We start from the raw sequence: 25,705 nt of genomic DNA on the forward strand, positions 1-25,705 counted from the left end.
TGCGTGCCCGTGTCCGAGGAGAGCGGACCCGGTGGATGAAGCAGCTCGACGAGGCGACCCGGTGGATGGTCGACAATGTCGAGACCTACGCGCCGACCTGGCCCGCGGCGGTCCTGCGCGAGACGATCGGGACGTACGTGGCGCATGCCCGCGCGGTGGCGATCTCCGAGCGTGGCGAGGACCGGAAGGCCGAGCTGCTGACTGAGCTCACCGACCTGGTGTGGGCGGCCTTCGGCTCCAGAGGCTGGCGGCGCGGCCCCAGGCTCCTGCTCCGGTCGGTTCAGCGTCTGGAGGCCACCATCGTGACGATGGTGGCCGAGACCGACCGGCAGCACGCCGCCGCCCCGGAGTCCTGACGGCGTTGGCGTCGCCGCCTTGTTCGACGGCGCCGCTCGCAATAGCCGCTGCGGCGAGCAGGGGCGCTGAACACCGTAGCGAGACGAAGGCGTGCATGCGGTCCATAAGGGACGCCCGGCCCCGATCCGCGCCGCTTCTCTCACGGGTGGCTCTCTGACCCCGCAACAGTATTGCGCTTGCCACAGTTTTTTGCGATTGCCGTAAACATGGATTTGATCGGTGACCTTGCAGCCATCCGCATTCCCCTGCCGCAGCCCGGTGACGTCACACCGCAGGAGCTCTGTCCCGACGCTCTCGCAGAGGCCGAACAAGCCCGCGCCGACTACGCGTTCGCCGTGGAAGCACAGCACGACGTCCACCACGAGGACCCCCTGCTCATCGCCCTCGGCAACGCCCGCGCCACCCGCGAGGCCGCCGACCGCGAGATCCGCCACCTCCTCGCCTACGGACGGGAGTTCCACGCAGACCGCCCCTACAAGCTCGAACCCCTCGCCCAGGCCGGCGGCATGTCACCCTCCGGTATCCGCACCGCCTACGGCAGCAGCGAGATCCAGAGCGTCGCTCGCCAGATCGGCCGCGCCCCCGACGGTCGCCGCGCCCGCCCCCCCGGCCGCACCGGAGCCCTCATGACCCACCCCCGCCGCAGGCCTGCGGCGCCGCAGGCCTGCACCTGCCTGTCTCCGTGGCCCGCCTTGGCGGCGCGGCCCCAGGCTCCTAATGTTGCAGTGCCCAGGCCGTATCCGAAGGAGTTTCGCGAGGACGTCGTGCGGGTCGCGCGCAACCGTGAGCCCGGCGTCACGCTGGAACAGATCGCCGCCGACTTCGGCGTCCACCCGATCACGCTGTCGAAGTGGCTGCGCCGCGCCGACACCGATGAAGGCGCCAGGTCCGCGACGGCGTCGGATGAGTCGGCCGAGCTGCGCGAGGCCGGCAAGCGCATCCGGCTGCTGGAGCAGGAGAACGAGGTGCTGCGGAGAGCCGCGGTGTGTCTGTCGCAGGCAAACCTGCCGTCAGAATGATGTACCCGCTCGTCCGCGAGCTGGCCGCCACCGCTGCCCCTCACCGGGTGCCGGTGGCAGTGACGTGCCGGGTACTCAGGCTGGCCCGCCAGCCCTACTACCGGTGGCTGGCCTCACCGGTCACCGGTTCCGAGCTCGCCGAGGCATACCGGGCCAACGCCCTGTTCGACGCGCACCGCGACGATCCCGGGTTCGACCACCGCTTCCTCCTCGACGAGGCCCGGGCCGCCGGTGAGCCGATGGCCGAGCGGACCGCCTGGCGGACCTGCCGGGACAACCGCTGGTGGAGCGCGTTCGGCAAGCGCAGAGGCCATGGGAAGAACGCCAAGGCCGGGCCGCCGGTCCATGATGATCTGGTGCGGCGGGACTTCACCGCAGCCGGGCCGAACCGGCTGTGGCTGACGGACATCACCGAGCACGCCACCGGGGAGGGCAAGCTGTACCTGTGTGCCGTCAAGGACGTGTACTCCAGCCGCATCGTGGGCTATTCCATCGAGGCCCGGATGAAGTCCAGCCTCGCGGTGAAAGCCCTTGAATCCGCAGTGGCCCGTCGCGGCCAGGTCGCCGGATGCACAGTTCATTCCGACTGCGGGTCGCAGTTCCGCTCACGGAAATTCGTGTCCGTTCTCGCACGTCACGACCTGTTCGGCTCCATGGGCCGGGTCGGTGCGGCCGGCGACAACGCGGCCATGGAGAGCTTCTTCGCGCTGCTGCAGAAGAACGTCCTCGACCGCCGTACCTGGGGCCACCCGCCAGGAGCTGCGGATCGCGATCGTCACCTGGATCGAGCGCACCTACCACCGACGCCGGCGTCGGAGACGCCTGGCCCGATTGACCCCCATCGAGTACGAGCCCATCATGACCCCAGCCGCAGCCCTGGCTGCATAAACCCCGCTCTCACCCAACCCTGCAGCAGTCCCGTCTTCGAAATAGCGGGGTAGTCGTAGTAGGGCGGTGGCCCGGCCACCTGCTGTCGCCTCCAGGTGAAGGTGCGCCCACTGGCGTAGCCGGTGTCACGGCCCTCCCAGTACGTGCACTTTGCCGCCAGCGCAGCGTCGCCAGCCCGGACGCAGGTGGTTGCTTTGATCGCTTTACATGGGTCGGCCACGCCGACGTGCATATGGCACGCGCACGCCCTCTGCTCGTCGTCCAGGTGGCCGGCAGCGGCTGGGCTTGGGGCGGTGCGTTCGGGCTTGTCCGGTCGATCGCGCTGCGTTCATGCTTGAGGAATGCGTGCTGTTGCGCCCGCTCCCCGCCCGCAACGAGTTCTATGGGTACGGTGTGGCCATCGCCTATCTGGAAGCTTCCGGAGAACGCGTCGACACGAAGTTCGAGCTGTGGCGGGATCTGATCCACGACATCCGAAGGCTCCACCTGGACTCCTACGGCATCGCCGAGAGACTCCGCACCTGGCGCCAGAGCTGATCCCGCCCGTTGCGGGGTTGTTCCCCAGGGAGCGTGCCCGTGTGTGTACGCGACGGACAGGCTGGCCGCCTGGGCCGACATCTAAGGGCTGTCCCGTGATCCCCGGCGGGCGTGCGACGACAGCTACGGCACCTCGCCGCGTTGTCGGGACGTCCGCATACATCCAGTGTGCGGACGCCCCTCCGCCTTGCGATGCACCGCATCTGACGCCGCGCGCTGATCCACCGGGGATTACGGACAGCCCTCAGGGTTGAACCGGCAGTGTCCGGTGCAACCATTTCAGACGAGCGTCCCGGGCGTCACGGGACAGCAGCGCTTCCGGCGCGAGGAAGTCGAAACCGTGGAACCCGCCGGGGAACACATGCAGTTCAGCGTTACCGCCCGCCGCCCAGATCCTAGAGGCGTAGGCAACCACCTCGTCCCGGAACGTCTCGGCAGAACCGGCCTCGAGATACGTAGGCGGAAGCCCGGACAGATCCTCGGCGCGGGCAGGCGCGGCGTATACAGGCACGTCCGGCGCCCCTCGGCGTGGACCGAGCACATGTCTCCAGGCGGCCTCGTTGGTCGCGCGGTTCCAGCCACCGGAACCCGCGAGCTGGAAGGCGGAGAGGGTGTCATTGCGGTCGTCGAGCATCGGGCAGACCAGCATCTGCCCCACAGGCCGATACTGGTTTTCGTCCCGCAGACGCAGAGCCAGTCCGGCGGCCACGGCTCCGCCCCCGCTGAAACCCACCAGGAGAACACGTTCCGGATCGACTGCCGCTTCCTGGGCATGTGCGGCGACCCACGCCATGCCTGCCGCGGCGTCGTCGAGGGCTGCGGGATAAGGGTGTTCCGGAGCCAGGCGGTACTCGACCGATACGACGGCCGCCCGCAACTCCTCCGCCCACCGCAGGACGTAGTCCAGGTGCTGCCGTGCATGTCCCATGACCATGCCGCCCCCGTGCAGGTAATACAGGACGGGCGGCCGCCCCGTGACCCCGATGGGTCGGCACAGCAACAGTGGAACTCCGGCGGAGCCACCACTGCCTGAATGGGCGATCCGTTCCTCCACGGTGAAGGCGCCGCCGCGGCGCAGTTGGTCCAGTGTCGGCATGGGTGCCGACACTTCGCGAAGTTCGCCGATCACCTCATGAGTGAGCGTGATGCGCAGTGAGTCGAGGTCAACGGCTGCGGCGAGTTCCGGATCGATGGGCGGTGGCATGAGCGACATGGCTGCTCCCGAGTGCGGGACGGCGTGCGGGACCAAGCGATCATGCGAGACGGCCCGAGGCATGGTCTCGTTCTCTTGCCAACCCGGCAAGAGATACGCGTCATTCCGAACATTCCACCCAAGATGTCACTATCCGCATCCGCTCGCCTTGGGCCCCGAAGACACTCAGGAACTCGACAGGTTGTTCGTCCGCATTACTCAACGAGTGGGGCAGACGTGTGTCGAACTCCGTGGCCTCCCCGGCCACCAGGACCACCCGCCGTGAGCCGGCGGTAATGCTCAGTCGTCCGCGCATGACATAGACCCAGCTGTACCCCGCATGGGCGTGCAGGCTCTGCCTCGTGGCGGTCGTCGCTCTTACCGGCAGCACGTGCTTGTGAACATGTGGGCCACCGGAATGGCGGACCAGCGGAAGAACCGTCTGTCCCTGCCCGGGCACCGCGACAGGCCGCAGATGGAGTCGCGGGTCACCGGTCGGCGGCGCTCCCACGAGCTCGTCCAGCGGCAAGCCGTGAACGACCGCGAGCGGCAGCAGTAGATCAAGGGTGAACTTGCGCTGCCCGGATTCCAGTCGTGACAACGTGCTCGAGGAAATTCCGCTGCGCTCGCTGATGTCATCCAACGTCGCGCGCCCCTGCCGGCGCAATGCCCGCAGCCGCGGACCGACCGCCTGCAGTACCGCCTTCAGCACACCGGGATCCATACACACATCCTGCCAGTCCACCTGCCGGCCCCGGCCACCACCGGGTGCGACTGAGGGCTTCGGTTGGCCAATCGGCGCACCATGAGTTCTACCGCCGGTAGACCAGCCACCAACTCCTGACGAGCTCGTGCATGGTCGGCGGTGGCACGTCGAGACCGTGATCGTCGATCATGGTCTGCGTGGTGGGGAACCGAACACGTGAGCAGTCATTCGCAGTCAGCAGACCACCAGGCTGAGCTCAGAGGTCATCGCCGAACTCGTAGCGGATCGGCCCGTTGTGGCACGAACGGGGCGGCCGCGGCGGCAGGCCGCCGGCCTTCGACCGCGAGACCTACAAGCAGCGCAACACCGTCGAGCGGTGCATCAACCGCCTGAAACAGTGGCGGGGCATCGCCACCCGCTACGAGAAGACCGCCACCATCTACCTGGCCGGACTCCACATCGCGGGCATCTTCCTCTGGTCCGCCCGGTGATCCAAACGACAGGGCCTAGTAGTGCTTCGTTAGGTTCTGGGCTGTCTGCGGCGGGTTCGTGGGCTGGGCAGGGGTCGTCCGCAGGTGGTGCAGGTACCGGTCCAGCACCTCAGCAGGTCCTGAAGAACGTCGAGGACTTGGTAGAGGGTCAGGCCGGTGTGCGGACTTTTGGGTCGTGCCGCCGGAGGGTGAGGAAGGCCTGGGCGGCGGTGACGAGGGTGACGTGGTGGTGCCAGCCGCGCCAGGTGCGGCCCTCGAAGTGGTCCGGTCCGAGGCCGTGCTTGAGCTCGCGGTAGTCGTGCTCGATCCGCCGGCGCATCTTCGCCCACCGCACCAGGTCGGTGACCGGTGTGCCGGCGGGCAGGTTCGATATCCAGTAGTCCGTCGGGGTGTCCTGGCCGTCCGGCCATTCGATGAGGAGCGTCTGGACGGGCAGGACGCCGTCCCACCGGTTGCGGCCGCCGCCGGCCTCCTGAGCCGCGGCCAGGGACTGCTTGCCCGCGGGCCGTACTGTCAGGACCGCGAACCGTGAGGTCATCGCGTCTTTGCTGCCCTGCCTCCAGGTCACCTCGGTGAACCGCTCCGCACCCGCCTGTGCGGCGAGGACGCAGACGGCTTGTGGTGGGGTGCGGTAACGGGGAAGGGTGGGTGGTCCGAGCCCGCCATAAGCAGGCTGGTGCGGCTCGGCATCCTCGGGGTGGGCGACTTCCTTCCCGTTCAGGGCCAGGACATAGGACAGCCCTCGCGTCTGGAGGCCGAGCCGGAACAGGGTGCTGACGCCGTAGCCGGCGTCGGCGACCACGACCGGAGCCTTCAGCCGCCACTGGGCGAGCGTGTCCAGCAGGCCGAGCGCCAGGCGCCACTTCTCCCGGTGCACCACCTCGTCGGGGACTCCTGCCCTGCGGCACCGGTCCGGCTCGTCCGTCCACTCACGCGGCAGATACAACTGCCACTCCAACGGGCACGAGGCGGTGTCGGTGGCGGCATGGACACTGACCGCGACCTGGCAGTTCGCCCGCTTGCCGACCGCCCCGCAGTACTGGCGGGCCACCCCGACCGACGCCTTGCCGCACTTGGGGAACGACACGTCGTCGATCACCCACACCTCAGGGCGGATGGCCTCGCACAACCACTCGGCGATCCGCCGCCTGACCGGTAACGGATCCCACGGCGACTGGTTCACGAACTGCTGCAGGGCCTGCATGTTCCCGTCCGGCAGACGCTCGGCCATCGGCTGGATGGACTTGCGCCGGCCGTCGAGCATCAAGCCTCGCAGATAGCACTCGCCCCACCGCCGCTGATCCCGCCGCGGAAACGACCCGAACACATCGGCAACGAACTCCGCCAACTCGCCCCGGAGCCGTTCCACCTCCCCCAACCTCACTCCAGGAAGCTGCCCACGATCAGCCGAGATCACTCCACGTAACGAAGCACTACTAGGGTCCTGAGGCAAGTTCGCGTGCGGTCGCAGGGTGGGCTGACGCCTGGTCCGAAGCCGTCGCGGCTGGAGCTGTCCGATCGCGAACGCAGGGTGCCGCGGCGCTGGTCGGGCAAGCAGACGGCGTCTCGGCTGGGAACACATCCTCGCCGGGCTTGGTGTTCCCTGATCGACTCGGCGCGTTCGGCCGTCTTTCCGAGGCGTGACGTGTGGCCCGCTGCTTGTTCCTCGAGTCGGGAGGCCGCCCCGGGCCCGGCTTGGACGGTCTCGGTGCCGTCGCTGGGCGAGCGGTGGTCGGGCGGATGTTGCGGAACCCCCGTCGCACCCGGGCAGAGGTGAGGCGATGGGGCCCGGCGGGCGGCCCTGCCCCGCGTGTGTCCACATGCGCCGAGCACTCGACGACCACCCGATCGGGGACTCCCGGTCGGTCATCAAGCCCCGAGATCGGGGCGGGAGCAGCTACTCAGCCGCGTCGTAGCGTTCCCTGGCGGCCTCCAGTTCCGGGGTGTTGGTGCTGAGCCAGCTCAGCAATGAGCAGAGTTGTCGCGCCAGGCTTTCCCCGAGTGGCGTCAGGCTGTAGGTGACCTGTGGCGGAACCGTTGGCTCCACCTGTCGCTCCACCAGCCCGTACCGCACGGTCGACTTCAGGTACTGCGACAGCATCTTCTGGCTGATGCCGCCGATGTGCTGCTGAAGGCGAGAGAAGCGCATCGGTCCCTGAGTGAGCGCGGCAAGGATCAACGCGCCCCACCGACTGGTCACCTGGGCCATCACCGGACGCGTCGGGCAGTCCTTGTCGAACGAGTCTGCCGGAAGGCGGGCGAAAATTTCTTCGGTCTGCTCACTAACCACCATGACACGAGGTTACAAAAAAGTACGTACTTACGAAAGGTTACTGAGAGCCCTAGGGTCGATCTCAAGAGCGGGAACACAACAGGCGAACGGATCGGTCATGCTTGCAAGTCGCGTGTCCCCGGCCTTCTTGGGCTGGGACCTCGGAGGCATCGTTGTGCACAGGGTCGACGAGATCGACATGTCACCTGAGACCAGCCAATGGCTGCTGCCCGGCGCCACACCGGAACATTTGCAGGAGCCCTGGCTGCGGCCCGACTTCACCGACGGCACGGCCTTCGCGATGCACGTCCACGTCTTCGCGTTCGAGGCGCACGGCAAACGCATCCTGGTCGACACGGGCATCGGAAACGACAAGCCCCGGCAGATACCGGACGCCGATCACCTGCGGACCCCCGTGCTCCACGCCCTGACTGCCGCGGGCTTCGCCCCGGACACCGTCGACCTGGTGATCACCACACACATGCACGTCGACCACGTCGGCTGGAACACTCACCTGGTCGACGGCCGCTGGACACCGACTTTCCCCAACGCCCGCTATCTGGCCGACCGCGGGGAATGGGACTACTGGACCGCCGCCGCCGAGACCGACGAAGAAGTAGCCCAAACGCACCGGGACTCGCTGAGGCCCGTCCGCGACAACGGCCTGTACGACCTCCTCGACGTTCCCGCGTCAGGCATCGAGGTGGCCGACGGCGTCCGTCTGGTGCCGACACGCGGCCACACTCCCGGCCACCTGTCGGTTCGACTGACAGGCACCGACCGCAGCGCGCTGATCAGCGGCGACAGCGTGCATCATCCCGTACAACTGGCCCACCCCGAGATCAGCACCGTCGGCGACGTCAATCCCGCCGAGGCACAGAACACCCGCCACCGTCTGCTCGCGGAGCTGGCCGGTACGGACGACCTGCTTCTGGGCACCCACTTCGCGCATCCCACCGGTGGCCGCGTCCAGCGGCACGACAGCCGATTCCGTATGGTGCCCGATGCGCCTGCCCTGCTGGCGCCCGCTCAGGTCCTCGGCCGAACCCCGCGACGCGGTCATTGACGGCGTCGAGCGAGGTCACGCCCCGTTTGTAGCGGTAGTACCTGGGCCGGGAGGCCGGTGTCGATGCTCTTGACGGGGACGTCGAAGCGCAGGCCGGCGACGGAGGCGAGCAGCCCGCCGTCCCACATCTGGGCCAGTTCGACCAGGGACTGGGGTACGCCTCCGGCTGCCCACCCCTGCCCCGCAGTCGGCCCGGCGCCGGCAGCAACAGCCGCACGAGCACCCACTCCGCATCCGTTTCTGCTTCGTCCGCATTCAGATGTCGGGCTCGCAGGACAGACAGGCAGGCGTGGGCGGCCATGGCCAGGGTCATGTGGCGGTGCCGGCCGGGGCAGCGGCGGACCTCGTGGTCGTCCGGGCCGCATTCCTGCTCGGCGGCCTGGAAGCAGCGATGTCGCGGTGCACCTGTCACACATGAAGACCCCGCCTGGTCAACAGGTCGACGGCGCCCAACACCGGCCAGAGGTCAACCGCGAAGGCCTCGGCACAGACACTCGGACAACGCTCGGCAGACGGCCGCACAGCTGCACGGGCCGACCTCAAGGAGTTCGTTTGACGACCATTCACAAGAGGGGACTCGCCGGCGCAGCCGCGAGTCTCGCACTGACGACCGGCGTTCTGGGCGGCCTTGTCGGCATGGCATCCGCAGCCACCGCAGAAGCAGCAGCCACCGGGATCACGGTCTGCAAAGACGCCTACGAGCAGAACTGTACGTCGAACGTCCCGGGCTACGTCGGCGATGCCCTCAAGCAGCTCAACCCCGGTCTGCAGGACTCCATTTCGTCCATCCGCAACAACAGCGGCCAGACGATCTGCTTCTATGAGCACAACAACTTCGCAGGGCGTGGTGTCGCAGTGCCGCCCGGCAGCGCGCTCGTCAACCTCGCCGGCACTTACGTGGGCGCCTCGAGCATGAACGACGTCATCTCATCCTGGGCGCCTCTTGGCAGCGGGTCCCAGCCTCCTCCCGGCTCTGCCTGCTGAGGCCACGAGCCCCGCCCTTCGGGGGATGTCATCCTCGAAGCCACGAACACGCCTCATCCCGGGTCGGGGCTTTTCCTGTGGGGCGGACCCGGCGGGGGCAGAACTGAGTGGGCGCGCAGCGTGACGAAGCCTGGCCGGCAGCGGTTTTCCGGCCAGGCTTCGTCACAGCGCGGACCGACACCTCAGTGCAGCCGGACACCACTACAGGCGGCCCAGGACGTCCTCCCCGGGCCGCCTGTGGTGGTGTCCGGCTCGCGCAGGATTCCGCGGGCTACGGTGACCGGACAGAGGCGCCCGCGCCGGTCCGCAGTGTGGCCTCCGCAACCGCTTCCGTCCCCACTTGGGCCCGTCCGGGAGCCTCGTCCCCGGCGAGGTGTGCCGCTGCCTGACTGATATGGATCTGTGCCTCTGTGCCGTACGCCCCGACATGCTGCCGGGCAAGAAGGGTGAGGGCCCCTTTCAGCGGATTGCAGCGGATCGGCGGGATGCTCCGCACTCAAGGAGGCTCTCGCGCCCCGCAGTTGACCGGCCGGGCCGGTGGTGGCCCGACGACAGACCGCCGAACCGGAGGCGGAACCGGCCGTCCACCGCCGGGCAGCCGAGCCCATAGGCAAGGTGGTGCCCCCGATAGACGCTGCGAGGCCGTCGTGGTGACGGCACGCGAAGGCATGTCCGTGCAGACGGCGACGAGAGTGCTCAACGTCTCCGAGTCCGGCCACTACGGCGGGCGCTCCCGCCCACCTCCACCTCGTGCCCTACGCGGACCACGGGCGCCCGGCAGTTCCTGATCGGCCGGGCGCGTGAGCCTGCGTATCCCCCTGAGTCCGGGAGAGGCCCGGGCCACCGTCCCGACGACCCGTCGGCGAGGTGGTCAGTTGGCCGCGTCGGGGCTCGAGTGGTGGTCGGCGGAGCCGGTGAGCGCCCAGCTGGCCAACAGGTCGAGGGCCTCCTTGGAGTGTGAGCCGGGTTCGGCGGTGTAGAGGAAGAGGGTGGTGTCGGGGTCTCCGGGGAGGGTGAGGGTTTCGTATTCGACGGTGAGTTCGCCGACGAGGGGGTGACGCAGGCGTTTCGAGCCGTGGGTGCGTTGGTGGACGCGGTGCTGTTCCCACCATTGGTCGAAGTCGGCGTTCTTGCCGCGCAGTTCGTCGATCAGCGCTTGGGTGGCCTGGTCGTCGGGGTTGCGGCCGACTTCGAGCCGTAGGCTCTCGACCGCGGCGCGTGCCTGGTCCTCCCAGTCGAGGAACAGGGAGCGTGTGTGGTCGTCGAGGAACATCCAGCGGGCGTAGTTGCGTTCGGGGCGCGGGAGTTGCTCGAAGTCCGTGAACAGGGCGCGGGCCATCCGGTTGGCCGCGAGGATGTCGGTACGGCGGCCCAGGACGAGGGCGGGTTCACCGTCGAGGGTGTCGATGAGCTGGTAGAGGCCGGGCCGCACGCGTTGCACGCCGGCGGGGCGCCGACGGCGGGTCGGTGTGGCGGTCGTGCCGATGAGGTCCTGGAAGTGGGCCTTGCCGGCGGCGTCGAGGCCGAGGGCTCGTGCGAGGGCGTCGACCACGGCGGGCGAGGGGTTGATGGGCCGCCCCTGCTCGAGGCGGGCGTAGTAGTCGGTGGACACTCCGGCCAGGAGCGCGACCTCCTCCCGGCGCAGGCCCGGCACCCTGCGGGTACGGCTGTCCGGAGGAAGCCCGGCCCGGGCGGGATCGACCAGCCCACGGGCCCGTCGCAGGAAGTCGGCCAATTCACGGTTGTTAGGACTCACGCTTCCCAGTGTCGATGACGGTGCACGCGGATGACTGGCCCTGTGCGTCCTAGGTTCCTCGGCACGCGGTCTTGCAGGGCCCCGCACACGTCCCCACGAGGGCCCACGGAGGTCCAGTCTGGAGGACATGTCCGGCGTCGCGGCGGCCACCCGCTCCTCCGAGCGGCTCCTGGCCGCCCTCGGCGACGCCACCGCCCCCACCACCGACCACCCCGACGCCGCCTGATCCCGGCGAGCGACAGCACACCTCTGCGGAACAGCCGCAGGCGACTCCCCGTGCGGCCCTCCCGGGGGCGGGCCGCACGCGCATTTCACCTCAGCGGCCCACCACCTGCCAGGAAGTAGGACATCTCGTGGACACAGCCCAGCCCCAGTACGACGTCATCGACCAGGTCGAGAAGGGGGTGCTCATCGACGGCAAGTGGCGGCCCGGTGCGGGAGGCGCGACGTTCCCTGTGGTGAATCCCGCCACCGGCGAGCACCTGTGCGAGGTCGCCGACGCCACTCCGAAGGACGCGTCGGCCGCTCTCGACGCCGCGAGCGCCGCACAGCCCGGCTGGGCGGCGGTCCCGCCGCGGCGCCGCGGCGAGATCCTGCGCCGCGCGCACGATCTGCTGCTCGAACGCATCGAGGAGTTCGCGCTGCTGATCACGCTCGAGATGGGCAAGTCCCTGGCCGAGTCCCGCGCGGAGGTCCACTACGGTGCGAACTACCTGCGCTGGTTCGCGGAGGAGGCCGTTCGGATCGACGGCACCTGGAAAGTCAGTGAGGACGGTACCGCCCGTGTTCTTGTCACCCGCCAGCCGGTGGGCCCCTGCCTCCTGATCACGCCATGGAACGCGCCGCTGGCGATGCCCGCCCGCAAGATCGGACCGGCCGTGGCGGCCGGCTGCACCATGGTCGTCAAGCCGGCACAGCAGACCCCCCTCACAACGGCCGCCCTCGCCGGCGTGCTCATCGAGGCAGGTCTGCCCAGCGGCGTCCTGAACATCGTTCCCACCAGTCACGCCGCCCCGGTGACCGAGCCCCTGATCCGGGACGGCAGACTGCGCAAGCTGTCGTTCACCGGCTCCACCCCCGTGGGTCGCCTTCTGCTCGCCCAGGCGGCGGAGACCGTGCTGCGCACCTCGATGGAGCTGGGTGGCAACGCCCCTTTCATCGTCTGCGAGGACGCCGACCTCGATGCCGCTGTCGAGGGCGCGATGACGGCCAAGCTGCGCAATGTCGGTGAGGCGTGCATCGCCGCCAACCGGCTGTACGCCCATGCCGACGTCGCCGAGGAGTTCACCCGTCGGCTGGTCGCCCGCATGAGCAGGCTCACCCTGGGGGCGGGCACGGACCCGGCCACTGATCTCGGGCCTCTCATCGACGATCGCCAGCGCCGCCGTCTCGCCGACCTGGTGGACGAGACGGTCGCCGCCGGTGCCCAGGTGCGGGCGGGAGCCAGGATGCCGGAGGGGCGCGGCTACTTCTACCCGCCGACCGTGCTCACCGACATCCCCACGGGTGCGCGCATCACCCGCGAGGAGATTTTCGGGCCGGTCGCAGCGGTCCAGACCTTCAGTACGGAGGAGGAAGTCCTCCGCGCGGCCAACGACACCGAATTCGGCCTGGTCAGCTACCTCTACACGCGAGACCTGAACCGTGCGCTGCGCATGAGTGAGCGGCTCGAATCCGGCATGGTGGGCCTGAACCGCGGATACGTGTCCGATCCCAGTGCTCCGTTCGGCGGCATGAAGCAGTCCGGCGTGGGCCGCGAGGGCGGCAACACCGGCATCGACGAGTACCTGGAGCAGAAGTACGTCGCCATCGACATGGCCCCGTCCTCGGTGAGCGCCGTCTCATGAGCAGTACGGTTTTCGACTCCCTGTTGTTCAGGGACATGTTCGGTACTCCCGCGATGCGCGACGTCTTCGGCGATGCCGCCTACGTGAAGCGGATCACGCAGGTGGAAGTGGCTCTGGCGCGGGTGCAGGCGCGTCTCGGGTTCGTGCCTCAGGACGCCGCGGACGCCATCGCCGCGCTCTGCGATCCGACACGTCTCGATCATGAGCGGCTGCGCCGGGACACCGACAACGTCGGCTATCCGATTCTCCCCGTCGTGACGCAACTCGCCGAGCAGTGCGGCGACGCGGGCGGCTGTCTGCACTGGGGCGCGACCACCCAGGACATCATGGACACGGCCACGGTCCTGCAGTGCGCCCAGGGGCTGGAGCTGGTGGCCGACTCCCTGGACCGGCTGCGTGACACCATGCGGCGGCTCGCTTCCGAGCACCTCGACACGGTCATGGCGGGACGGACTCACCTCCAGCACGCGTTGCCCATCACTTTCGGTTACCGCGTCGCGGTGTGGCTCTCGGCTCTCGACCGACACGCGGAGCGGTTGTCCGAGGCACGGCGGCGCGACCTCATGGTCCAGTTCGGAGGAGCCGCCGGCACTCTGGCCTCCCTCGGACCGGGCCCGGAGGCCCTGCGTGTCCGCGCGGAGCTCGCCGCGGAACTCGGCCTGCGGGACCCCGAGATCACCTGGCATGTCGCCCGGGACGGCCTCGTCGAGATCGTCGGACTCCTGGCGGCGACAGGTGCTTCCCTCGGCAAGATCGCCGCGGACGTCGCCATGATGTGCTCGACCGAGTTCGGGGAACTGGCCGAGCCCTATGTGAAGGGCCGCGGGGCGAGTTCCACCATGCCCCAGAAGCGCAATCCCATCTCCAGCGAACTCGTGATCGCCGCCGCGAAGCTCCTGCGGGACAAGTCCTCCGCGATGCTGGACGCGGCGATCCAGGACTTCGAGCGTGCCACCGGCCCCTGGCACGTCGAGTGGGCCGTTGTCCCCGAGGCGTTTCTCCTCCTCTCCTCCTCCCTGGAGCAGGCCACGCACGTGCTCGGCAACCTGCGGGTCGACGAGGCCCGCATGCGCGACAACCTCGGGCTGAGCGGGGGGCTCATCCTGGCCGAAGCCGTCATGATGGCGATCGCTCCCCACTTCGGCCGTCAGCGCGCCCACGAGATCGTCTACGAGGCGTGCGCTCGGGCGACGGAGTCGCGGACCGAACTCGTCGACGAGCTGCTGGAGGTCCCGGACGTGGTCGAAAGACTCGGAGAGGAGCGGATCAGGAAGCTGAGCGACCCGTCCGCTTATCTCGGCAGCGCACGTGCCATGGCCGAGTCCGTCATACGCGGACCGGTGCGGAAGTAGGAACGCGTCAACACGGGTGGGGGCCGCCGAGCGATCCGGCGGCCCCCACCCGTGTCCGCGTATGCCCCGAGACTGTCGAGTCCAGCGAACGGTCGGGCTGCCGCCGCTGGGTCATGGAGAGGGCGATGTCCTGACGGTCCGGCTACCGACGCTCGAGCCGCGCCACGAGCCTGATCCCCGCGACTACCTGGCTTTCCCGGCCTCACCGTCGCCCTCTGCTGCTACAAGGCTGCTACGAGCGGCTCGTCCGCCTCACCACGGGACACGGTCCCCATGCGCAGCCGCCGCCCCCGACCCCTCTGTAAGGGCTGTCGGGGGCGGCGACGCACTGATCTCGCTCGAGTGGGCGCGGTCGGCTCAGTCGAGCGCCGCGATCATGTCCTCGGCCATGCGGGCGCTGGAGGCCGGGTTCTGGCCGGTGAACAGGTTGCCGTCGACGACGTTGTACTGCTGGTAGGCCGCACCGCCGGAGTGGTCGGCCCCCTTCTCGCGCAGTGTGGCGGCCAGCAGCCACGGAGCACCCTCGGCCGTGCCGAACATCTGCTCCTCCTCGTCGGTGAAGGCAGCCATCTTCCGGCCCGCGAACAGCCAGTTGCCCTCTTCGTCCACGGCGCTCAGCAGCGCGGCCGGCCCGTGGCAGACGGCGCCGATGAGCTTGCCGGACGCGTTCGCGGCGGTCAGCAGGCGGCCGAGGTCAGTGTCCCGATAGAGGTCCACGACCGGACCGTGGCCGCCAGGGAGGACGACCGCCACGTAGTCGTCGATGTCGACCTCCTCCAGCTTCAGCAGGGGGCCGAACTCCCGGAGCGCCTTCTCCGCGTGCGCCACGTAACGGGCGCAGTCCTCTCCGGCGATCTCCGGGTCCGCGCTGTGCTGGTCGAGCGGCTGGAGCACGCCGCCCGGGGAGGCGAAGTCGACGGTGTGGCCGGCCTCGACGAACTTCTCGTGCGGGGCCGCCAGCTCCTCGGCCCAGTAGCCGGTCGGATACGCGGAACCATCGGTGCGCTCCCAGACACTGGCAGCCGACATGACGATCAATACCTTGCTCATGGAACGTTCCTCTCGTGGAACCGGTGGTGGGGATCAGGAGGCGTCGGGGTAGTCGGTGGTGGGGGCGGTGGCGGCGGTGGCGTCCAGGTTGGCCTGGAGGGCCTGCACCTTGGCGGTGGCGTAGGCGTGGGAATCGGATCCCAGGACCTGGCGCAGGGGGCCTTCGCCCTTGACGACGCGGTCGATGACGGCGGTGGCGCCGGCGAGGGGGTTGCCGAGCTGGCTGCCCTGGAGCTTGAGGTGGTTCTCGACCATCTCGCGGATGCCGGGGTAGTGGTCGGTGGTGGCCCGGGGCAGGGCCAGGGAGTCGCGGGTGAGGAAGCCGGTGCGGAAGTAGCCGGGCTCGACGATGGTGACGTCGATGCCGAAGTCGGCGACCTCACCGGCCAGGGCCTCGCTGATGCCCTCGAGGGCGAACTTGCCGGCGCAGTACAGGGCCCAGCCGGGTACGGACGTCAGGCCGAGGACGGAGGAGACGTTGACGATGTGGCCGTTGCGCTGTTCCCGCAGGACGGGGATCGTGGAGCGCAGGACGTTCCACACGCCGACGATCTGGACGTCGAGCATGTCGCGCACATCGCGGTCGGTGGTCTCCTCGACCGCGGCGAGGAAGCCGTAGCCGGCGTTGTTGACGACGACGTCGAGTCCGCCGAAGTGGTCGGTGGTCCGGGTGACGGCCTGCTGGACCTGCTGCTCGTCCCGCAGGTCCACGGTCAGGGGGAGCAGGCGGGTGGTGTCGGTGGCGTCGCCGAGGGCGGCCAGGAGCCGCTCGGAGGAGCGGGTGGTCGCCGCGACGCCGTCGCCCCGCCGCAGCAGCTGCCTGACCAGCTCGAGCCCCAGGCCACGGGAGGTGCCGGTCACGAACCAGATCGCGGGTCGGTCGGTCGGAAAAGCCATGATCTTCCTTGCCTTGTGTCAGTGCTGGAGGTCCCGAGCCGTTTCCCGGGGCCGGCACATCCAGCCTCATCCACTTCGACACGTCGTGGACGCCTGCACCGAGCCCTGCCGGGACGGGGATGGCGCGACCCAGGACTCGGCGGGCCGGCCAGAAGTCCCGGTCACCGGAGACGCTGAAGAGCGTGGCCGCTGACCAGCCGTGAACTGGCCGAGTTCCTGCGACGGGCCCGTGGGCTGGTCGATCCCGCCGGGGCCGGGCTTCCTCCGGACGGCCGTACCCGCAGAGTGCCGGGCCCGCGCCCCGAGGAGGTCGCGCTGCCGGCCGGTGTGTCCACCGACTACTACGTCCGCCTGGAGCAGGGGCGGCCCATCAACCCCTCGCCCGCCCGTGGCCGCGTGTCGAGTGCCGCGTCGCGCTTTCCGCAGGGGTTCCTCGGTGGCGGGGGAAGAGTGCCGTGTCATCCACGTTCGCGAGAGCCTGGGTGAGGGGCGTGAACGGTCGCGGCACCCTGTCGCAGGCGTCGAACGCCTCGGCCTGACCGGCGGGTGCGGCCGGCTCGCCGGCCAGGATGTACGCGCCCACCAGGGCGAGGCCGGTGCGCGACGGGGCCCACGCGTTCATCCGTGCGTATGCCACGCGCCGACTCGGGCGCCGGGGAGTCGGAGGTCCGCCCGGGAAGGGGGCCGGCGTGACCGACCGTTCACGGTCGCCCCGCCGGCCCGTCATGATGCGTTCAGTCGATCGACGGCGAGTAGGGGCTCGGACCCTTGAGGGTTCGGTGGATCGGGACGGTCACGGTGTGCCGCAGCCCGGGCAGTCGGGACACGGACTGCGTCAGGTAGCGGTACAACAGCTGGGCCGAGTCCACCTGAATGCTCGCATACAGGTTCGTCGCGCCGGTCACCGCCGCGGCGAAGGACACCGCGGGATGTGCCGCCAGGGCCTCGCCCGCCTCGGCCAGCCGCGCGGGGTCGATCTCCAGCCAGAGCGAGATCCTGAGCTTTTGGTGCAGGACGTCGGGGTGGTAGTCCACGTCGAAGTACAGCACGCCTTCGGCGCGTAGATCGTTGATGCGGCGGCGCACCGTGGACTCGGACAGCCCGGTGGCCGCGGCCAGTTCGCCCACCGGGGCCCTTCCGTCACGGGCCAGCAGGTCGAGCAGCAGTCGGTCGGGGTCGTCCAGTACGACGGGTTCCGAGCCGGCTGTCCGCCCTCCGTCCGTCGGCCGCGGGGTCAGGGCGGCGATCTGCGTGTCGGTCAGCGGGCCCGTCTTGTTGATGAAGCCGAGGTCCCGGCCGAAGAACACATGCAGGACGCAGTGCGCGGAGACGTCGACCACCCGGGGGATACGGGGCAGTTTCTGCACCAGGAAGGGCTCCTCCAGGCCGGGCCCGCGGGAACGGACCGCGGCCATCGTCTCCGTTCCCCCTGAGGTGAGGTGGACCCAGGTCGTGTCCGTGCGCCGGGCCAGCGCCGAACCGATGGAGGCGGACGCGTCCGGAGTGCACCGTACGCGCACGAACCATGACAGATCTCCCAGCCGGAACGGATCGGTCAGACCCAGCACGCGCAGTTTCCCAGTGGTGCGCAGGCGGGTGTAGCGGCGAGCCGCGGTCTGGTCCGAGACGCCGAGCGCGGCCGCGATCTCGGTGAAGGAGGCGCGGCCGTTGAGCTGGAGGGCGTGGGCCAGGGCCAGGTCGTCATCGGTGAGGTGATGCCGCACACGGTCGGGGCTGTCGAGATACGTCTTCACGACAGCGATTCTAGGGAAATCGCGCAGATCTGGTCATGCGAGTCATGCAATCGCGTACCTGCCGTCGACAGTTGCCGAGGGCCGGGTTCCGGTCCGTTCCGCGATCCTCGAACGGAGATGACGACATGCGTAAGTGGGGGCCGCTCATCGCGGTCTGTCTCGGCGCCTGCATCCTGCTGGTGGACGTCACCATCGTGAACGTGGCGCTGCCCAGCATGGCCCTTGACCTCGACGCCTCGTTCGCGTCGCTGCAGTGGGTCATCGACGCCTACGCGTTGGCTCTGGCGGCGTTGCTGCTCGCGGCCGGCGCTTTCGCCGACCGCTATGGGCACCGGCGAGCCTACGCGGGTGGGCTCGCGCTGTTCGCCGTGGCCTCGCTCGTCTGCGGCCTCGCTCCCGACGCCGGAGTGCTCATCTCGGCCCGGGCGGTGCAGGGCATCGGCGGAGCCGCCATGTTCGCCACCACTCCCGCTCTGCTGCTCACCTCCTACCAGGGGCGGGACCGCGGTACGGCCTTCGGGCTGTGGGGTGCGACCAACGGGGCCGCGGCGGCGGCGGGCCCGCTGCTCGGCGGCGTGCTGACGCAGCACATCAACTGGCCCGTGATCTTCTGGATCAACCTGCCCGTCGCGGTCGTAGCCATCGTTCTGACCTGGCGCTTCATGGCCGCCGACGGGCCGCTCGCCACCGGCCGGAAGAACCGCGTCGACCTCTACGGGGCGGCGACCTTCAGCGTGGCCGCCGGCTCGCTCGTGTACGGACTCATCCGCGGGTCCGACGACGGCTGGGGCTCGCCCGGCACCCTTGTCTGCGAGGTTGTCGCCGCGCTCGCCCTCGTGGCCTTCGTGGTGGTGGAACACCGCACCGCCCACCGGGGCCAGACCCCGATGCTGGACCTGACGCTGCTGCGCAACGCCTCCTTCACCGGGCTGCTGACCGGCGCGTTCCTGCTACAGGCCGGCGCTTTCGGCTGCCTCGCGCTCGTGTCGCTGTGGCTGCAGTCCCTGGGCGGACTCGCTCCCGTCGGGGCGGGACTTGCTCTGAGTCCGCTCGCGGCCTCGTCATTCCTCGTCTCGGCTCTGACCGGCCGGCACATACAGCGGCTCTCCCCGCGCCTGCCCATCGGGCTCGGTCTGCTGCTGGTGGCAGCGGGCATGCTCCTGCTGCGTGCCGGTATGACGGAGGGGGCGAGCGGGACGTCGCTCGCCTGGGGCATGGTCGTCACCGGTCTAGGGGTGGGCCTTGCCACGCCGGTCCTTGTCTCGGCCGCCACCTCTGCCGTGCCGCGGCAGCGCGCGGGCATGGCGGGCGGAGCCGTCAACACGGCGCGCCAACTGGGCATGACCCTGGCCATCGCGGTCCTCGGCGCCGTCTTCGCGAGCAATGCCGCCACCACGCTGACGGCCGGCGGGCTGCCACACGCCGCCGATGCGGCCGACGCTCTGGCCTCGGGCCGGGCGAAAGAGGTGATCGCCTCCGCACCGGCCGGGCACCGCAAGGCGGCGTCCGACCTCGCCCACCGGGCTTTCGCCACCGGGCTGGACCACGTCTTCCTCCTCTCGGCCGTGGCCGCGGCCGCCGGCGCCGTCGCCGTACTGCTCATGGTCCGCCCGGCACCCGCGTCCGGCCCGGGCCGTACCTCCGAGGCGGGCAAGGTGTCCGCCTCGGCGCGGACGTGACGCCGGCCGACCCCGGGGCCGACGAGAACCGGGGCTCGGCCCACGGCCCGCGGCTTGTCCCACGTCGGAGGAACTCGGACCTCCGCCGGGGTGGGAATCACTCAGGACGGTCACGACAGAAGGAAGTCGGAAGAATGGGAAACGCAGTACTGGTCCACGGCGCTTGGAGTGACGGCTCGGTCTGGCAGGAGGTCATGGGCCACCTGCGCGGACAGGGCCATCAAGCACTGTCCGTCACCTTGCCGATGACCTCACTCGCGGACGACATCGCCTGGACCCGTCGGCACATCGACGCGGCGGAAGCACCGGTCACCCTCGTCGGACACTCCTACGGCGGCACCGTCATCTCCGGGGCGGCGCTTGAGCATCCCAAGGTCGACTCCTTGGTCTTCGTGGCCGCCTACGTACCTGACGAGGGGGAGACCATAGGCATGTTGAGCGACAAGGGTGCCGAGATGCCAGGCCGGGTGGCCTTGCGGTTCGATGCGGACGGCTGGTCCCACGTGGCCCCGGCACTGTTCGGCGAGGCACTCGCCCACGACCTGCCGCCCCGTCTTGCCAGGAGCCTCGCCGCCGCGCAGAAGCCGACCCATGGGGCCTGCCTGGCGGCCCCGGCGTCCACGGGCGCCTGGCACGACCTCCCCTGCGGTTACGTCCTCTCCGCCCACGACCGGATCCTCGATCCCCGACTGCAGCGATGGTTCGCCACACGCGCCGAAGCCGTCGTCACCGAGCTCCCCAGCAGTCACCTCTCGCCACTGTCACATCCCGAGGAGGTGGCCGCGGCGATCTCGGCCATGCTGGAGCGCGAAGGAAATCCCGCGAGCTGATCCGAACTGCCACCGTGCGCACCGTGGTTCCGAGTCGACGGGCCGCTTCCGCACCCGCGAGCAGGCCGGCCGATGTCTGACGGCCGAGGCTCGCAAGGTCTTGCCGTCAGTGCTCGGGAAGTACGCGGACGCCACCGTGGCCACGTGTGTCAACGAGGGCACTTACGAAGCCGACCGGCTCCCGCGCCCCCGGACCCCGGCGCCCCCGGGGTCCGGACGGCCGCAAGGGGAGACCGCGGTGCGCGCCCCCCGCCCAGCACATGTCGAACGGTACGCCGAACATGTCGACGAACCGTTCGCCGACTACCACCTCATCTACGCCGTGGTGCTCATCGCCCTCGCCGCGGTCTCCGCCGGCGACGTCCTGGGCCTGGGACGGCTGTGGGCCAGGCTCCCCTGCGTCCGCGACCACAAGTGGCTGCACTGAACGCCCCCGATGCGGTGCGCCCGCCGACGGGACCACCGCATCCGTACGTCGAAGGGCCCCGGCTCTCGTGGGCACCGGTCCACCGGTCCCCGACGGGGACCATCGACCCCTGCCCCGGCGGGCCGCCCGACATGCTCGAAGTGCGGCAAAGAGCAGAAAAGCACGGACCGCAGAGCCACAGGACACAGCACACAGGAGGTGGGCTCCTGCCCGGAACGATCGCCGTGGGACTCGACGGATCGCCCGAGAGCCGTGCCGCGGCGGAATGGGCCGCCCGTGAGGCGGCACTGCGCAGGCGTTCCACCGCGCGTGCCGGCGACTCCACGCCTTCGGCGGGGGTGGCTGCGGGCAGGCCGAGGGCGTGGGCGATCTCCTGGAAACGCTCGGGCGCCCGGTAGGTCTCGTACTTGGGCCGGCCGGTGAGCTTCGTGGGGACGGTCCCGTTGTACCGGATGACGTGCGGCGGCAGCACCGCGTTGGTGCGGCCGTGCGCGAGGTGGAAGGTCGCCGCCTCGACGACGTCGTGGGAGAAGCCTGGTGAGGGCGTAGTCGGCCGGCGGGCGCTTCTTGCCGGTGGCCGGATCGGAGAACCTCGCCGGCATGGCCTTCGGCAACGCCTTCCTCGGCATGGTCCATGCCATGTCCCACACCCTCGGCCCGAGCGCGCTCCGGCAGACGGAGCAAAACTGGACATGTGGGGTGTTCCGGTATGCGGCGGCTCCGGGGCGCACCGCCGGGGCCGGCCTCCGGACACGGCCTCACGCCCGATGTCGACGAGAGGATGGGGATCCAGATGAAGGGCTATGTGTTCCACGGGCCCGGACGGTCCGCCTGGGAGGAAGTCGCGGACCCGGACCTGAAGGAGCCCACGGACGTGGTCGTGCGCGTCGACGCGGTGACGATCTGCGGGACGGACCTGCACATCCTGAAGGGGGACGTGCCCGAGGTGCGTCCCGGAACCGTCCTCGGGCACGAGGCGGTGGGCGAAGTCGTGGAGGTCGGCGGCGATGTGCGCACCGTACGCCCGGGAGACCGGGTGCTGGTGTCCTGCATCACCGCGTGCGGCCGGTGCCGGTACTGCAGGGAAGGCGTGTACGGCCAGTGCCTCGGCGGCGGTGGCTGGATCCTCGGGCACCTGGTCGACGGGACCCAGGCGGAGTACGTGCGGGTTCCGCACGCCGACCTCTCCGTGCACCCGCTGCCCGGCGCGATCCCCGATGCGGACGCCGTGATGCTGGCCGACATCTTCCCCACGGCCTACGAGGTGGGTGTACTCAACGGGCGTGTCCGTCCCGGGGACACGGTGGTCGTGGTCGGGGCCGGTCCCGTCGGACTGGCGGCCGTCGCCACGGCCGGGCTCTTCTCGCCCGAACGCGTCATCGCGGTCGACGTGGTCGCGGCGCGACTGGACGCCGCACGGAAAATGGGCGCGGAGGCGGTGGCCGACGCGCGGGAGGACCCCGCCCAACTGGTCGCGGACCTCACCGACGGACTCGGCGCGGACGTGGTCGTCGAGGCGGTGGGCCTGCCGGAGACCTTCGAGCTGTGCACACGCATGGTGCGCCCCGGGGGACACGTCGCCAACGTCGGTGTCCACGGCAGACCGGCGACGCTGCACCTGGAAAACCTGTGGATCAAGAACCTGACCCTCACCACCGGCCTCGTCGACACACACTCCACGCCGACACTGCTGCGCATGGCGACGGCCGGCCGGCTGCCCCTGGCGGAACTGGTGACCCACACCTTCCCGCTCGACCGCATGGAGGAGGCGTACGGCGTCTTCGCCCGGGCCGCCGACACAGGGGCGCTCAAAGTCGTGCTCGGCGGACCCCGACGGGAGGTCGTCGCCGTCGGCGAGGCGGACACCGCCCGTCAGCCGGGGAGTTGAATTCCCCGGCACCGAGGGCGACACCGGCCGGCGGCGCGCTTGCGGGGGGTGGCCGCCGCGGATCCCCGAGTGGGGAACCCGCGACAAGATTCCCGGACCGGCAGGCCGGTGGTTCGACGACCACCTGAACCGCCTCACCCGACGGCGCAGGAGTCCTCTCCGCCGCGGGCGTCGAGGCTGTCCCCCGACCGGTGACCGCGGGGGAGGGCTCGGTCGGTCACCTGTAGATCGTGCCGGGCTCGGCCTTCGACGGAGCGAGCAGTTGGGAGACCGTCACGAAGGTGTAGCCCCGTGCGCCGAGTGCCTTCAGGATGGACGGCATGGCCGGCACCGTGCCCTTGTGCAGGGGGTGGAGCAGGACGATGCCGTCGCGGTCGGCGCCCTCCAGTACGCGTTCGGTGATCAGCGCGGTGTCGTCCGTCGCGTAGTCCTTCGCGGTCACCGTCCACAGCACCTGCGCCAGCCCCAGTTCTTTCGAGATCCTGGAGACGCGGTCGTCGGTGCGGCCCTGGGGCGGGCGCATCAGCGTGGGCGCGCTGCCGGTGAGGTGGGAGATGGCTCGCGCCGTGCGGCGCAGTTCGTCGCGGACCCGGGCATCGGAGGCGTCGGTCAGCACGGGGTGGGTCCAGGTGTGGTCCCCGATCTCGTGGCCGTCCTCGGCCATCCGCCGCACAACGTCGGGGAACTCGTGGATGCGCCGGCCCTCGAGGAAGAACGTCGAGGGCGCCTTGTACTGCTTCAGGAGGTCCATCAGCCGGTCGGTGGGTTCGCCCGGGTTGCCGTCGAAGGTGAGCGCGATGCACTTGACCTTCCGGCAGTCCACCTGGTGCGGACCCGGGGGTATGCGCGCTCCGGGCGCGGCCCGGTCGCGTTGTTCGCCGGGGGAGACCGTCTCCATCCTGTTCGCCCGGACGACGATGACGACGGTCGCCGTCACGACCGCCACCACGGCCAGAGTCAGGAGTACGAGCAGACGGGGCCTTCTCTTCAGGGTTGTCACCCCAGGAAGAAGAGGCCGGCGCCGGAGAGGTTGCCCAGCGGCCCCGTCAGTGAGGCAGAGCACGTGTGCACGTCACGTTCGACGTGTGCCGCGGCGTCACGGCATGGGGCGACGGCGTGTCCGCGCGGTACGAGCAGGTGGCCCCGCTCGCTCGATCAGGAAGGGCCCGCCGTGCCGGACCGGGCGGCGGCAGTGGCCGCTGTCGCCGCCTCCTGGAAGTCGACGATGGCCTCGCCGTGATCCTTCGCCCAGTTCGTCAGGACCTCGATGGGCTCGACGAGGGTCCGGCCGAGGTCGGTGAGATCGTACTCGACCCGCCGTGACTCGGCGGTTCGGCGTTCGACCAGACCGTACTGCTGGAGCCGGCGCAGCGACTGGGTGAGGACCTTGCGTGAGATGCCGCCGATGAGGTCGACGAGTTCACCGTGTCTGCGAGGCCGTTGGCTGAGCCCGAAGAGTATGAGGACGGACCATTTGTCGGAGATGATCTCGACCGCCAGACGTGTGGGGCAGTCGGCGAGGAAGGCTGAGTGAGCCGCGTTCCGCATGACATCGAAGGTACCAAGAGGTAACGCGCGGCTCCGTAACGTTCGGTACGAGCAACGAAAGCAGCAGCAAAGCACTGAATGCGGAGGAGTCACCATGCCACGAGTCGTCGTGTTCGACGAGTTCGGCGGGCCCGATGTCCTGCACGTCGTCGAGGATCCGGTCGTCGAGCCCGCGCCCGGTGAGGTGCGGGTGAGGATCGAGGCGTTCGCCGTGAACCCGCTCGACGAGATGGTGCGCTCCGGCGCCGGGTTCGTACCGGTTCCGCTGCCGCACGCCCGCCTCGGCATCGAGGGAACCGGCGTCGTCGACGCGCTGGGTCCCGGGACCACCGGGCTGCGGGTCGGTGAGCCGGTCATCCTCGCGGCCGTCCCGGACGCGCACGTCACAGGCAGCTACGCCGAGTACACCACGCTCCCCGCGAGCCAGGTCATCGCCCGCCCGGCCGGGCTGGGGATCCCGGAGGCGGCGGCGGTCTGGGTGGGGTACTCCACCGCCTACGGCGCGCTCGTGGAGAAGGCGGGGATGCGGCCCGGCGACCACGTCCTCATCACCGCCGCGTCCGGCGCCGTCGGCCGTGCGGCGATGAGCATCGCCCGGTACATCGGCGCCGTGCCCCTCGCTCTGACCCGGCACACCGGGAAGAAGGACGAACTGCTCGCCGCCGGTGCCGCCGCGGTCGTCGCCACCGACCGGATGGACGTCGTCGAGTCCGTCCGTGACCTCACGGCCGGCGCCGGCGCCGACATCGTCCTCGACATGGTCGGGGGCCCCGGACAGCAGCAACTCCTCGAGGCGGCCCGTCCCGGTGGAACACTGATCACCGCGGGCTTCCTGGACCCCCGGCCCGCACCCTCCCCGGAGGGCACGACGCTCAGGACTTTCCGCTACCGCGGCTTCGACCACACCCTCGACGCCGTCGTGGTGCAACGTATGGCGGCCTTCCTGAACGCGGGTGTACGCCTCGGCGCGCTGCGGCCCGCCATCGACGAGGTGTTCACCCTCGACAACGTCGTCGAGGCGCACCGGCACCTCGAGAAGGGGGTCCACGCCGGAAAGATCGTCGTCACGGTTCGACCGCGGCGCTGAACGCGGCACCGAACGGCGCGCGCCCGCCCGCCGCCGAGTGGTTCACGCCCGGTGGTGGTGGAGCGGCGCGCGCCCGGC

21 protein-coding genes and 5 pseudogenes are annotated in these 25,705 nt (G+C 69.9%); 13 read left to right on the plus strand and 13 right to left on the minus strand.

What is annotated here, in order from left to right:
- Positions 1–35: 35 nt before the first annotated feature.
- Together QFZ64_RS31655 and QFZ64_RS31660 are read left to right on the plus strand one after the other, a co-directional pair.
- Positions 36–356, plus strand: coding sequence for a hypothetical protein (locus tag QFZ64_RS31655; protein ID WP_307070904.1), 321 nt, complete (start codon positions 36–38; stop codon positions 354–356).
- Between the two features lie 726 nt (positions 357–1,082).
- Positions 1,083–2,264: pseudogene (locus QFZ64_RS31660) on the plus strand (IS3 family transposase).
- On the opposite strand, the gene QFZ64_RS35495 reads toward QFZ64_RS31660, so the two are convergent.
- A complete protein-coding gene (locus tag QFZ64_RS35495; protein WP_373430781.1) occupies positions 2,233–2,529 on the minus strand; it encodes a glutamate-cysteine ligase family protein in 297 nt (98 codons plus the stop codon). The pseudogene QFZ64_RS31660 and the gene QFZ64_RS35495 sit on opposite strands and share 32 nt — an antisense overlap.
- A 65-nt stretch (positions 2,530–2,594) precedes the next feature.
- Here QFZ64_RS35495 and QFZ64_RS31665 point away from each other — a divergent pair, with 65 nt between their 5' ends.
- Positions 2,595–2,801: a hypothetical protein gene (locus QFZ64_RS31665; protein WP_307070905.1), complete on the plus strand. Its 207-nt coding sequence runs from the start codon at positions 2,595–2,597 to the stop codon at positions 2,799–2,801.
- Positions 2,802–3,045: 244 nt separating this feature from the next.
- Here the strand turns inward: QFZ64_RS31665 and QFZ64_RS31670 are convergent, their stop codons facing one another.
- Both QFZ64_RS31670 and QFZ64_RS31675 read right to left on the minus strand, forming a co-directional pair.
- Entirely contained in the window at positions 3,046–4,014 is a 969-nt protein-coding gene (locus QFZ64_RS31670; protein WP_307070906.1) for an alpha/beta hydrolase, read from the minus strand.
- Positions 4,015–4,114: 100 nt separating this feature from the next.
- A complete protein-coding gene (locus QFZ64_RS31675) occupies positions 4,115–4,717 on the minus strand; it encodes a helix-turn-helix domain-containing protein (RefSeq protein WP_307070907.1) in 603 nt (200 codons plus the stop codon).
- A gap of 287 nt (positions 4,718–5,004) precedes the next feature.
- Here QFZ64_RS31675 and QFZ64_RS31680 point away from each other — a divergent pair.
- Positions 5,005–5,190, plus strand: a pseudogene (locus tag QFZ64_RS31680) (IS5/IS1182 family transposase); the annotation flags it as partial.
- A gap of 148 nt (positions 5,191–5,338) precedes the next feature.
- Here QFZ64_RS31680 and QFZ64_RS31685 read toward each other — a convergent pair.
- Both QFZ64_RS31685 and QFZ64_RS31690 read right to left on the minus strand, forming a co-directional pair.
- A complete protein-coding gene (locus QFZ64_RS31685) occupies positions 5,339–6,574 on the minus strand; it encodes an IS701 family transposase (protein ID WP_307070908.1) in 1,236 nt (411 codons plus the stop codon).
- Between the two features lie 513 nt (positions 6,575–7,087).
- Positions 7,088–7,483 carry a helix-turn-helix domain-containing protein gene (locus QFZ64_RS31690; RefSeq protein WP_307070909.1) on the minus strand — a complete coding sequence of 132 codons (396 nt, stop codon included), beginning with the start codon at positions 7,481–7,483 and terminating at the stop codon, positions 7,088–7,090.
- A gap of 97 nt (positions 7,484–7,580) precedes the next feature.
- Between QFZ64_RS31690 and QFZ64_RS31695 the strand changes: the two genes are divergently transcribed.
- A complete protein-coding gene (locus tag QFZ64_RS31695; protein ID WP_307070910.1) occupies positions 7,581–8,528 on the plus strand; it encodes an MBL fold metallo-hydrolase in 948 nt (315 codons plus the stop codon).
- Positions 8,529–8,760: 232 nt separating this feature from the next.
- Here QFZ64_RS31695 and QFZ64_RS31700 read toward each other — a convergent pair.
- Positions 8,761–8,916 (minus strand): annotated as a pseudogene (locus tag QFZ64_RS31700) (IS701 family transposase); the annotation flags it as partial.
- A gap of 164 nt (positions 8,917–9,080) precedes the next feature.
- Between QFZ64_RS31700 and QFZ64_RS31705 the strand changes: the two are divergent.
- Positions 9,081–9,512 carry a peptidase inhibitor family I36 protein gene (locus QFZ64_RS31705; protein WP_307070911.1) on the plus strand — a complete coding sequence of 144 codons (432 nt, stop codon included), beginning with the start codon at positions 9,081–9,083 and terminating at the stop codon, positions 9,510–9,512.
- An 871-nt stretch (positions 9,513–10,383) separates the two neighbouring features.
- Here the strand turns inward: QFZ64_RS31705 and QFZ64_RS31710 are convergent.
- Positions 10,384–11,268 (minus strand): helix-turn-helix domain-containing protein, encoded by an 885-nt coding sequence (locus QFZ64_RS31710; RefSeq protein ID WP_307070912.1) that lies wholly within the window; start codon positions 11,266–11,268, stop codon positions 10,384–10,386.
- Between the two features lie 353 nt (positions 11,269–11,621).
- Here QFZ64_RS31710 and QFZ64_RS31715 point away from each other — a divergent pair, with 353 nt between their 5' ends.
- Both QFZ64_RS31715 and QFZ64_RS31720 read left to right on the plus strand, forming a co-directional pair.
- Positions 11,622–13,115, plus strand: a complete 1,494-nt coding sequence (locus QFZ64_RS31715) for an NAD-dependent succinate-semialdehyde dehydrogenase (RefSeq protein WP_307070913.1) — start codon at positions 11,622–11,624, stop codon at positions 13,113–13,115.
- Entirely contained in the window at positions 13,112–14,467 is a 1,356-nt protein-coding gene (locus tag QFZ64_RS31720) for an adenylosuccinate lyase family protein (protein ID WP_307070914.1), read from the plus strand. Before QFZ64_RS31715 ends, QFZ64_RS31720 begins: the two co-directional genes overlap by 4 nt.
- Positions 14,468–14,824: 357 nt before the next feature.
- Here QFZ64_RS31720 and QFZ64_RS31725 read toward each other — a convergent pair whose 3' ends face one another.
- The 3 genes from QFZ64_RS31725 to QFZ64_RS31740 all read right to left on the minus strand — a co-directional run bounded on the left by QFZ64_RS31725 (position 14,825) and on the right by QFZ64_RS31740 (position 18,168).
- The gene (locus tag QFZ64_RS31725; protein WP_307070915.1) at positions 14,825–15,517 is read right to left on the minus strand and encodes a type 1 glutamine amidotransferase domain-containing protein; all 693 of its coding nucleotides are present in this window, start codon (positions 15,515–15,517) and stop codon (positions 14,825–14,827) included.
- A gap of 33 nt (positions 15,518–15,550) precedes the next feature.
- The gene (locus QFZ64_RS31730; RefSeq protein ID WP_307070916.1) at positions 15,551–16,414 is read right to left on the minus strand and encodes an SDR family oxidoreductase; all 864 of its coding nucleotides are present in this window, start codon (positions 16,412–16,414) and stop codon (positions 15,551–15,553) included.
- Positions 16,415–17,148: 734 nt separating this feature from the next.
- Positions 17,149–18,168 carry an Lrp/AsnC family transcriptional regulator gene (locus QFZ64_RS31740; RefSeq protein WP_307070917.1) on the minus strand — a complete coding sequence of 340 codons (1,020 nt, stop codon included), beginning with the start codon at positions 18,166–18,168 and terminating at the stop codon, positions 17,149–17,151.
- Between the two features lie 125 nt (positions 18,169–18,293).
- Between QFZ64_RS31740 and QFZ64_RS31745 the strand changes: the two genes are divergently transcribed.
- The 3 genes and pseudogenes from QFZ64_RS31745 to QFZ64_RS31755 form a co-directional block, all read left to right on the plus strand.
- Complete coding sequence (locus QFZ64_RS31745; protein WP_307070918.1) at positions 18,294–19,847, plus strand: MFS transporter; 1,554 nt, start codon at positions 18,294–18,296, stop codon at positions 19,845–19,847.
- Between the two features lie 134 nt (positions 19,848–19,981).
- Entirely contained in the window at positions 19,982–20,677 is a 696-nt protein-coding gene (locus QFZ64_RS31750; protein WP_307070919.1) for an alpha/beta fold hydrolase, read from the plus strand.
- A 245-nt stretch (positions 20,678–20,922) separates the two neighbouring features.
- Positions 20,923–21,104: pseudogene (locus QFZ64_RS31755) on the plus strand (hypothetical protein); the annotation flags it as partial.
- Positions 21,105–21,387: 283 nt separating this feature from the next.
- Here the strand turns inward: QFZ64_RS31755 and QFZ64_RS31765 are convergent.
- Positions 21,388–21,612: pseudogene (locus QFZ64_RS31765) on the minus strand (iron-containing alcohol dehydrogenase); the annotation flags it as partial.
- 285 nt (positions 21,613–21,897) lie between these two features.
- On the opposite strand from QFZ64_RS31765, the gene QFZ64_RS31770 reads away from it, so the two are divergent.
- Positions 21,898–22,992 (plus strand): alcohol dehydrogenase catalytic domain-containing protein, encoded by a 1,095-nt coding sequence (locus QFZ64_RS31770; protein WP_307070920.1) that lies wholly within the window; start codon positions 21,898–21,900, stop codon positions 22,990–22,992.
- Positions 22,993–23,209: 217 nt separating this feature from the next.
- Here QFZ64_RS31770 and QFZ64_RS31775 read toward each other — a convergent pair whose 3' ends face one another.
- Both QFZ64_RS31775 and QFZ64_RS31780 read right to left on the minus strand, forming a co-directional pair.
- Positions 23,210–23,992 (minus strand): polysaccharide deacetylase family protein, encoded by a 783-nt coding sequence (locus QFZ64_RS31775; protein ID WP_307070921.1) that lies wholly within the window; start codon positions 23,990–23,992, stop codon positions 23,210–23,212.
- A 155-nt stretch (positions 23,993–24,147) separates the two neighbouring features.
- The gene (locus tag QFZ64_RS31780) at positions 24,148–24,540 is read right to left on the minus strand and encodes a helix-turn-helix domain-containing protein (protein WP_307070922.1); all 393 of its coding nucleotides are present in this window, start codon (positions 24,538–24,540) and stop codon (positions 24,148–24,150) included.
- A gap of 94 nt (positions 24,541–24,634) precedes the next feature.
- Between QFZ64_RS31780 and QFZ64_RS31785 the strand changes: the two genes are divergently transcribed.
- A complete protein-coding gene (locus tag QFZ64_RS31785; RefSeq protein ID WP_307070923.1) occupies positions 24,635–25,627 on the plus strand; it encodes a zinc-dependent alcohol dehydrogenase family protein in 993 nt (330 codons plus the stop codon).
- Positions 25,628–25,705 lie beyond the last annotated feature (78 nt).

It is taken from the genome of Streptomyces sp. B3I8, assembly GCF_030816915.1.
GTDB lineage: Bacteria > Actinomycetota > Actinomycetes > Streptomycetales > Streptomycetaceae > Streptomyces.

Excerpts from the sequence above, each read along its gene's own strand:
- QFZ64_RS31730 (WP_307070916.1), bottom strand. The coding sequence starts at position 16,414 with ATGGCTTTTCCGACCGACCGACCCGCGATCTGGTTCGTGACCGGCACC.
- QFZ64_RS31745 (WP_307070918.1), top strand. The coding sequence starts at position 18,294 with ATGCGTAAGTGGGGGCCGCTCATCGCGGTCTGTCTCGGCGCCTGCATC.
- QFZ64_RS31750 (WP_307070919.1), top strand. The coding sequence starts at position 19,982 with ATGGGAAACGCAGTACTGGTCCACGGCGCTTGGAGTGACGGCTCGGTC.
- QFZ64_RS31725 (WP_307070915.1), bottom strand. The coding sequence starts at position 15,517 with ATGAGCAAGGTATTGATCGTCATGTCGGCTGCCAGTGTCTGGGAGCGC.
- QFZ64_RS31695 (WP_307070910.1), top strand. The coding sequence starts at position 7,581 with ATGCTTGCAAGTCGCGTGTCCCCGGCCTTCTTGGGCTGGGACCTCGGA.
- QFZ64_RS31675 (WP_307070907.1), bottom strand. The coding sequence starts at position 4,717 with ATGGATCCCGGTGTGCTGAAGGCGGTACTGCAGGCGGTCGGTCCGCGG.
- QFZ64_RS31690 (WP_307070909.1), bottom strand. The coding sequence starts at position 7,483 with ATGGTGGTTAGTGAGCAGACCGAAGAAATTTTCGCCCGCCTTCCGGCA.
- QFZ64_RS31720 (WP_307070914.1), top strand. The coding sequence starts at position 13,112 with ATGAGCAGTACGGTTTTCGACTCCCTGTTGTTCAGGGACATGTTCGGT.
- QFZ64_RS31670 (WP_307070906.1), bottom strand. The coding sequence starts at position 4,014 with ATGTCGCTCATGCCACCGCCCATCGATCCGGAACTCGCCGCAGCCGTT.
- QFZ64_RS31780 (WP_307070922.1), bottom strand. The coding sequence starts at position 24,540 with ATGCGGAACGCGGCTCACTCAGCCTTCCTCGCCGACTGCCCCACACGT.
- QFZ64_RS31785 (WP_307070923.1), top strand. The coding sequence starts at position 24,635 with ATGCCACGAGTCGTCGTGTTCGACGAGTTCGGCGGGCCCGATGTCCTG.
- QFZ64_RS31655 (WP_307070904.1), top strand. The coding sequence starts at position 36 with ATGAAGCAGCTCGACGAGGCGACCCGGTGGATGGTCGACAATGTCGAG.
- QFZ64_RS31665 (WP_307070905.1), top strand. The coding sequence starts at position 2,595 with ATGCTTGAGGAATGCGTGCTGTTGCGCCCGCTCCCCGCCCGCAACGAG.
- QFZ64_RS31770 (WP_307070920.1), top strand. The coding sequence starts at position 21,898 with ATGAAGGGCTATGTGTTCCACGGGCCCGGACGGTCCGCCTGGGAGGAA.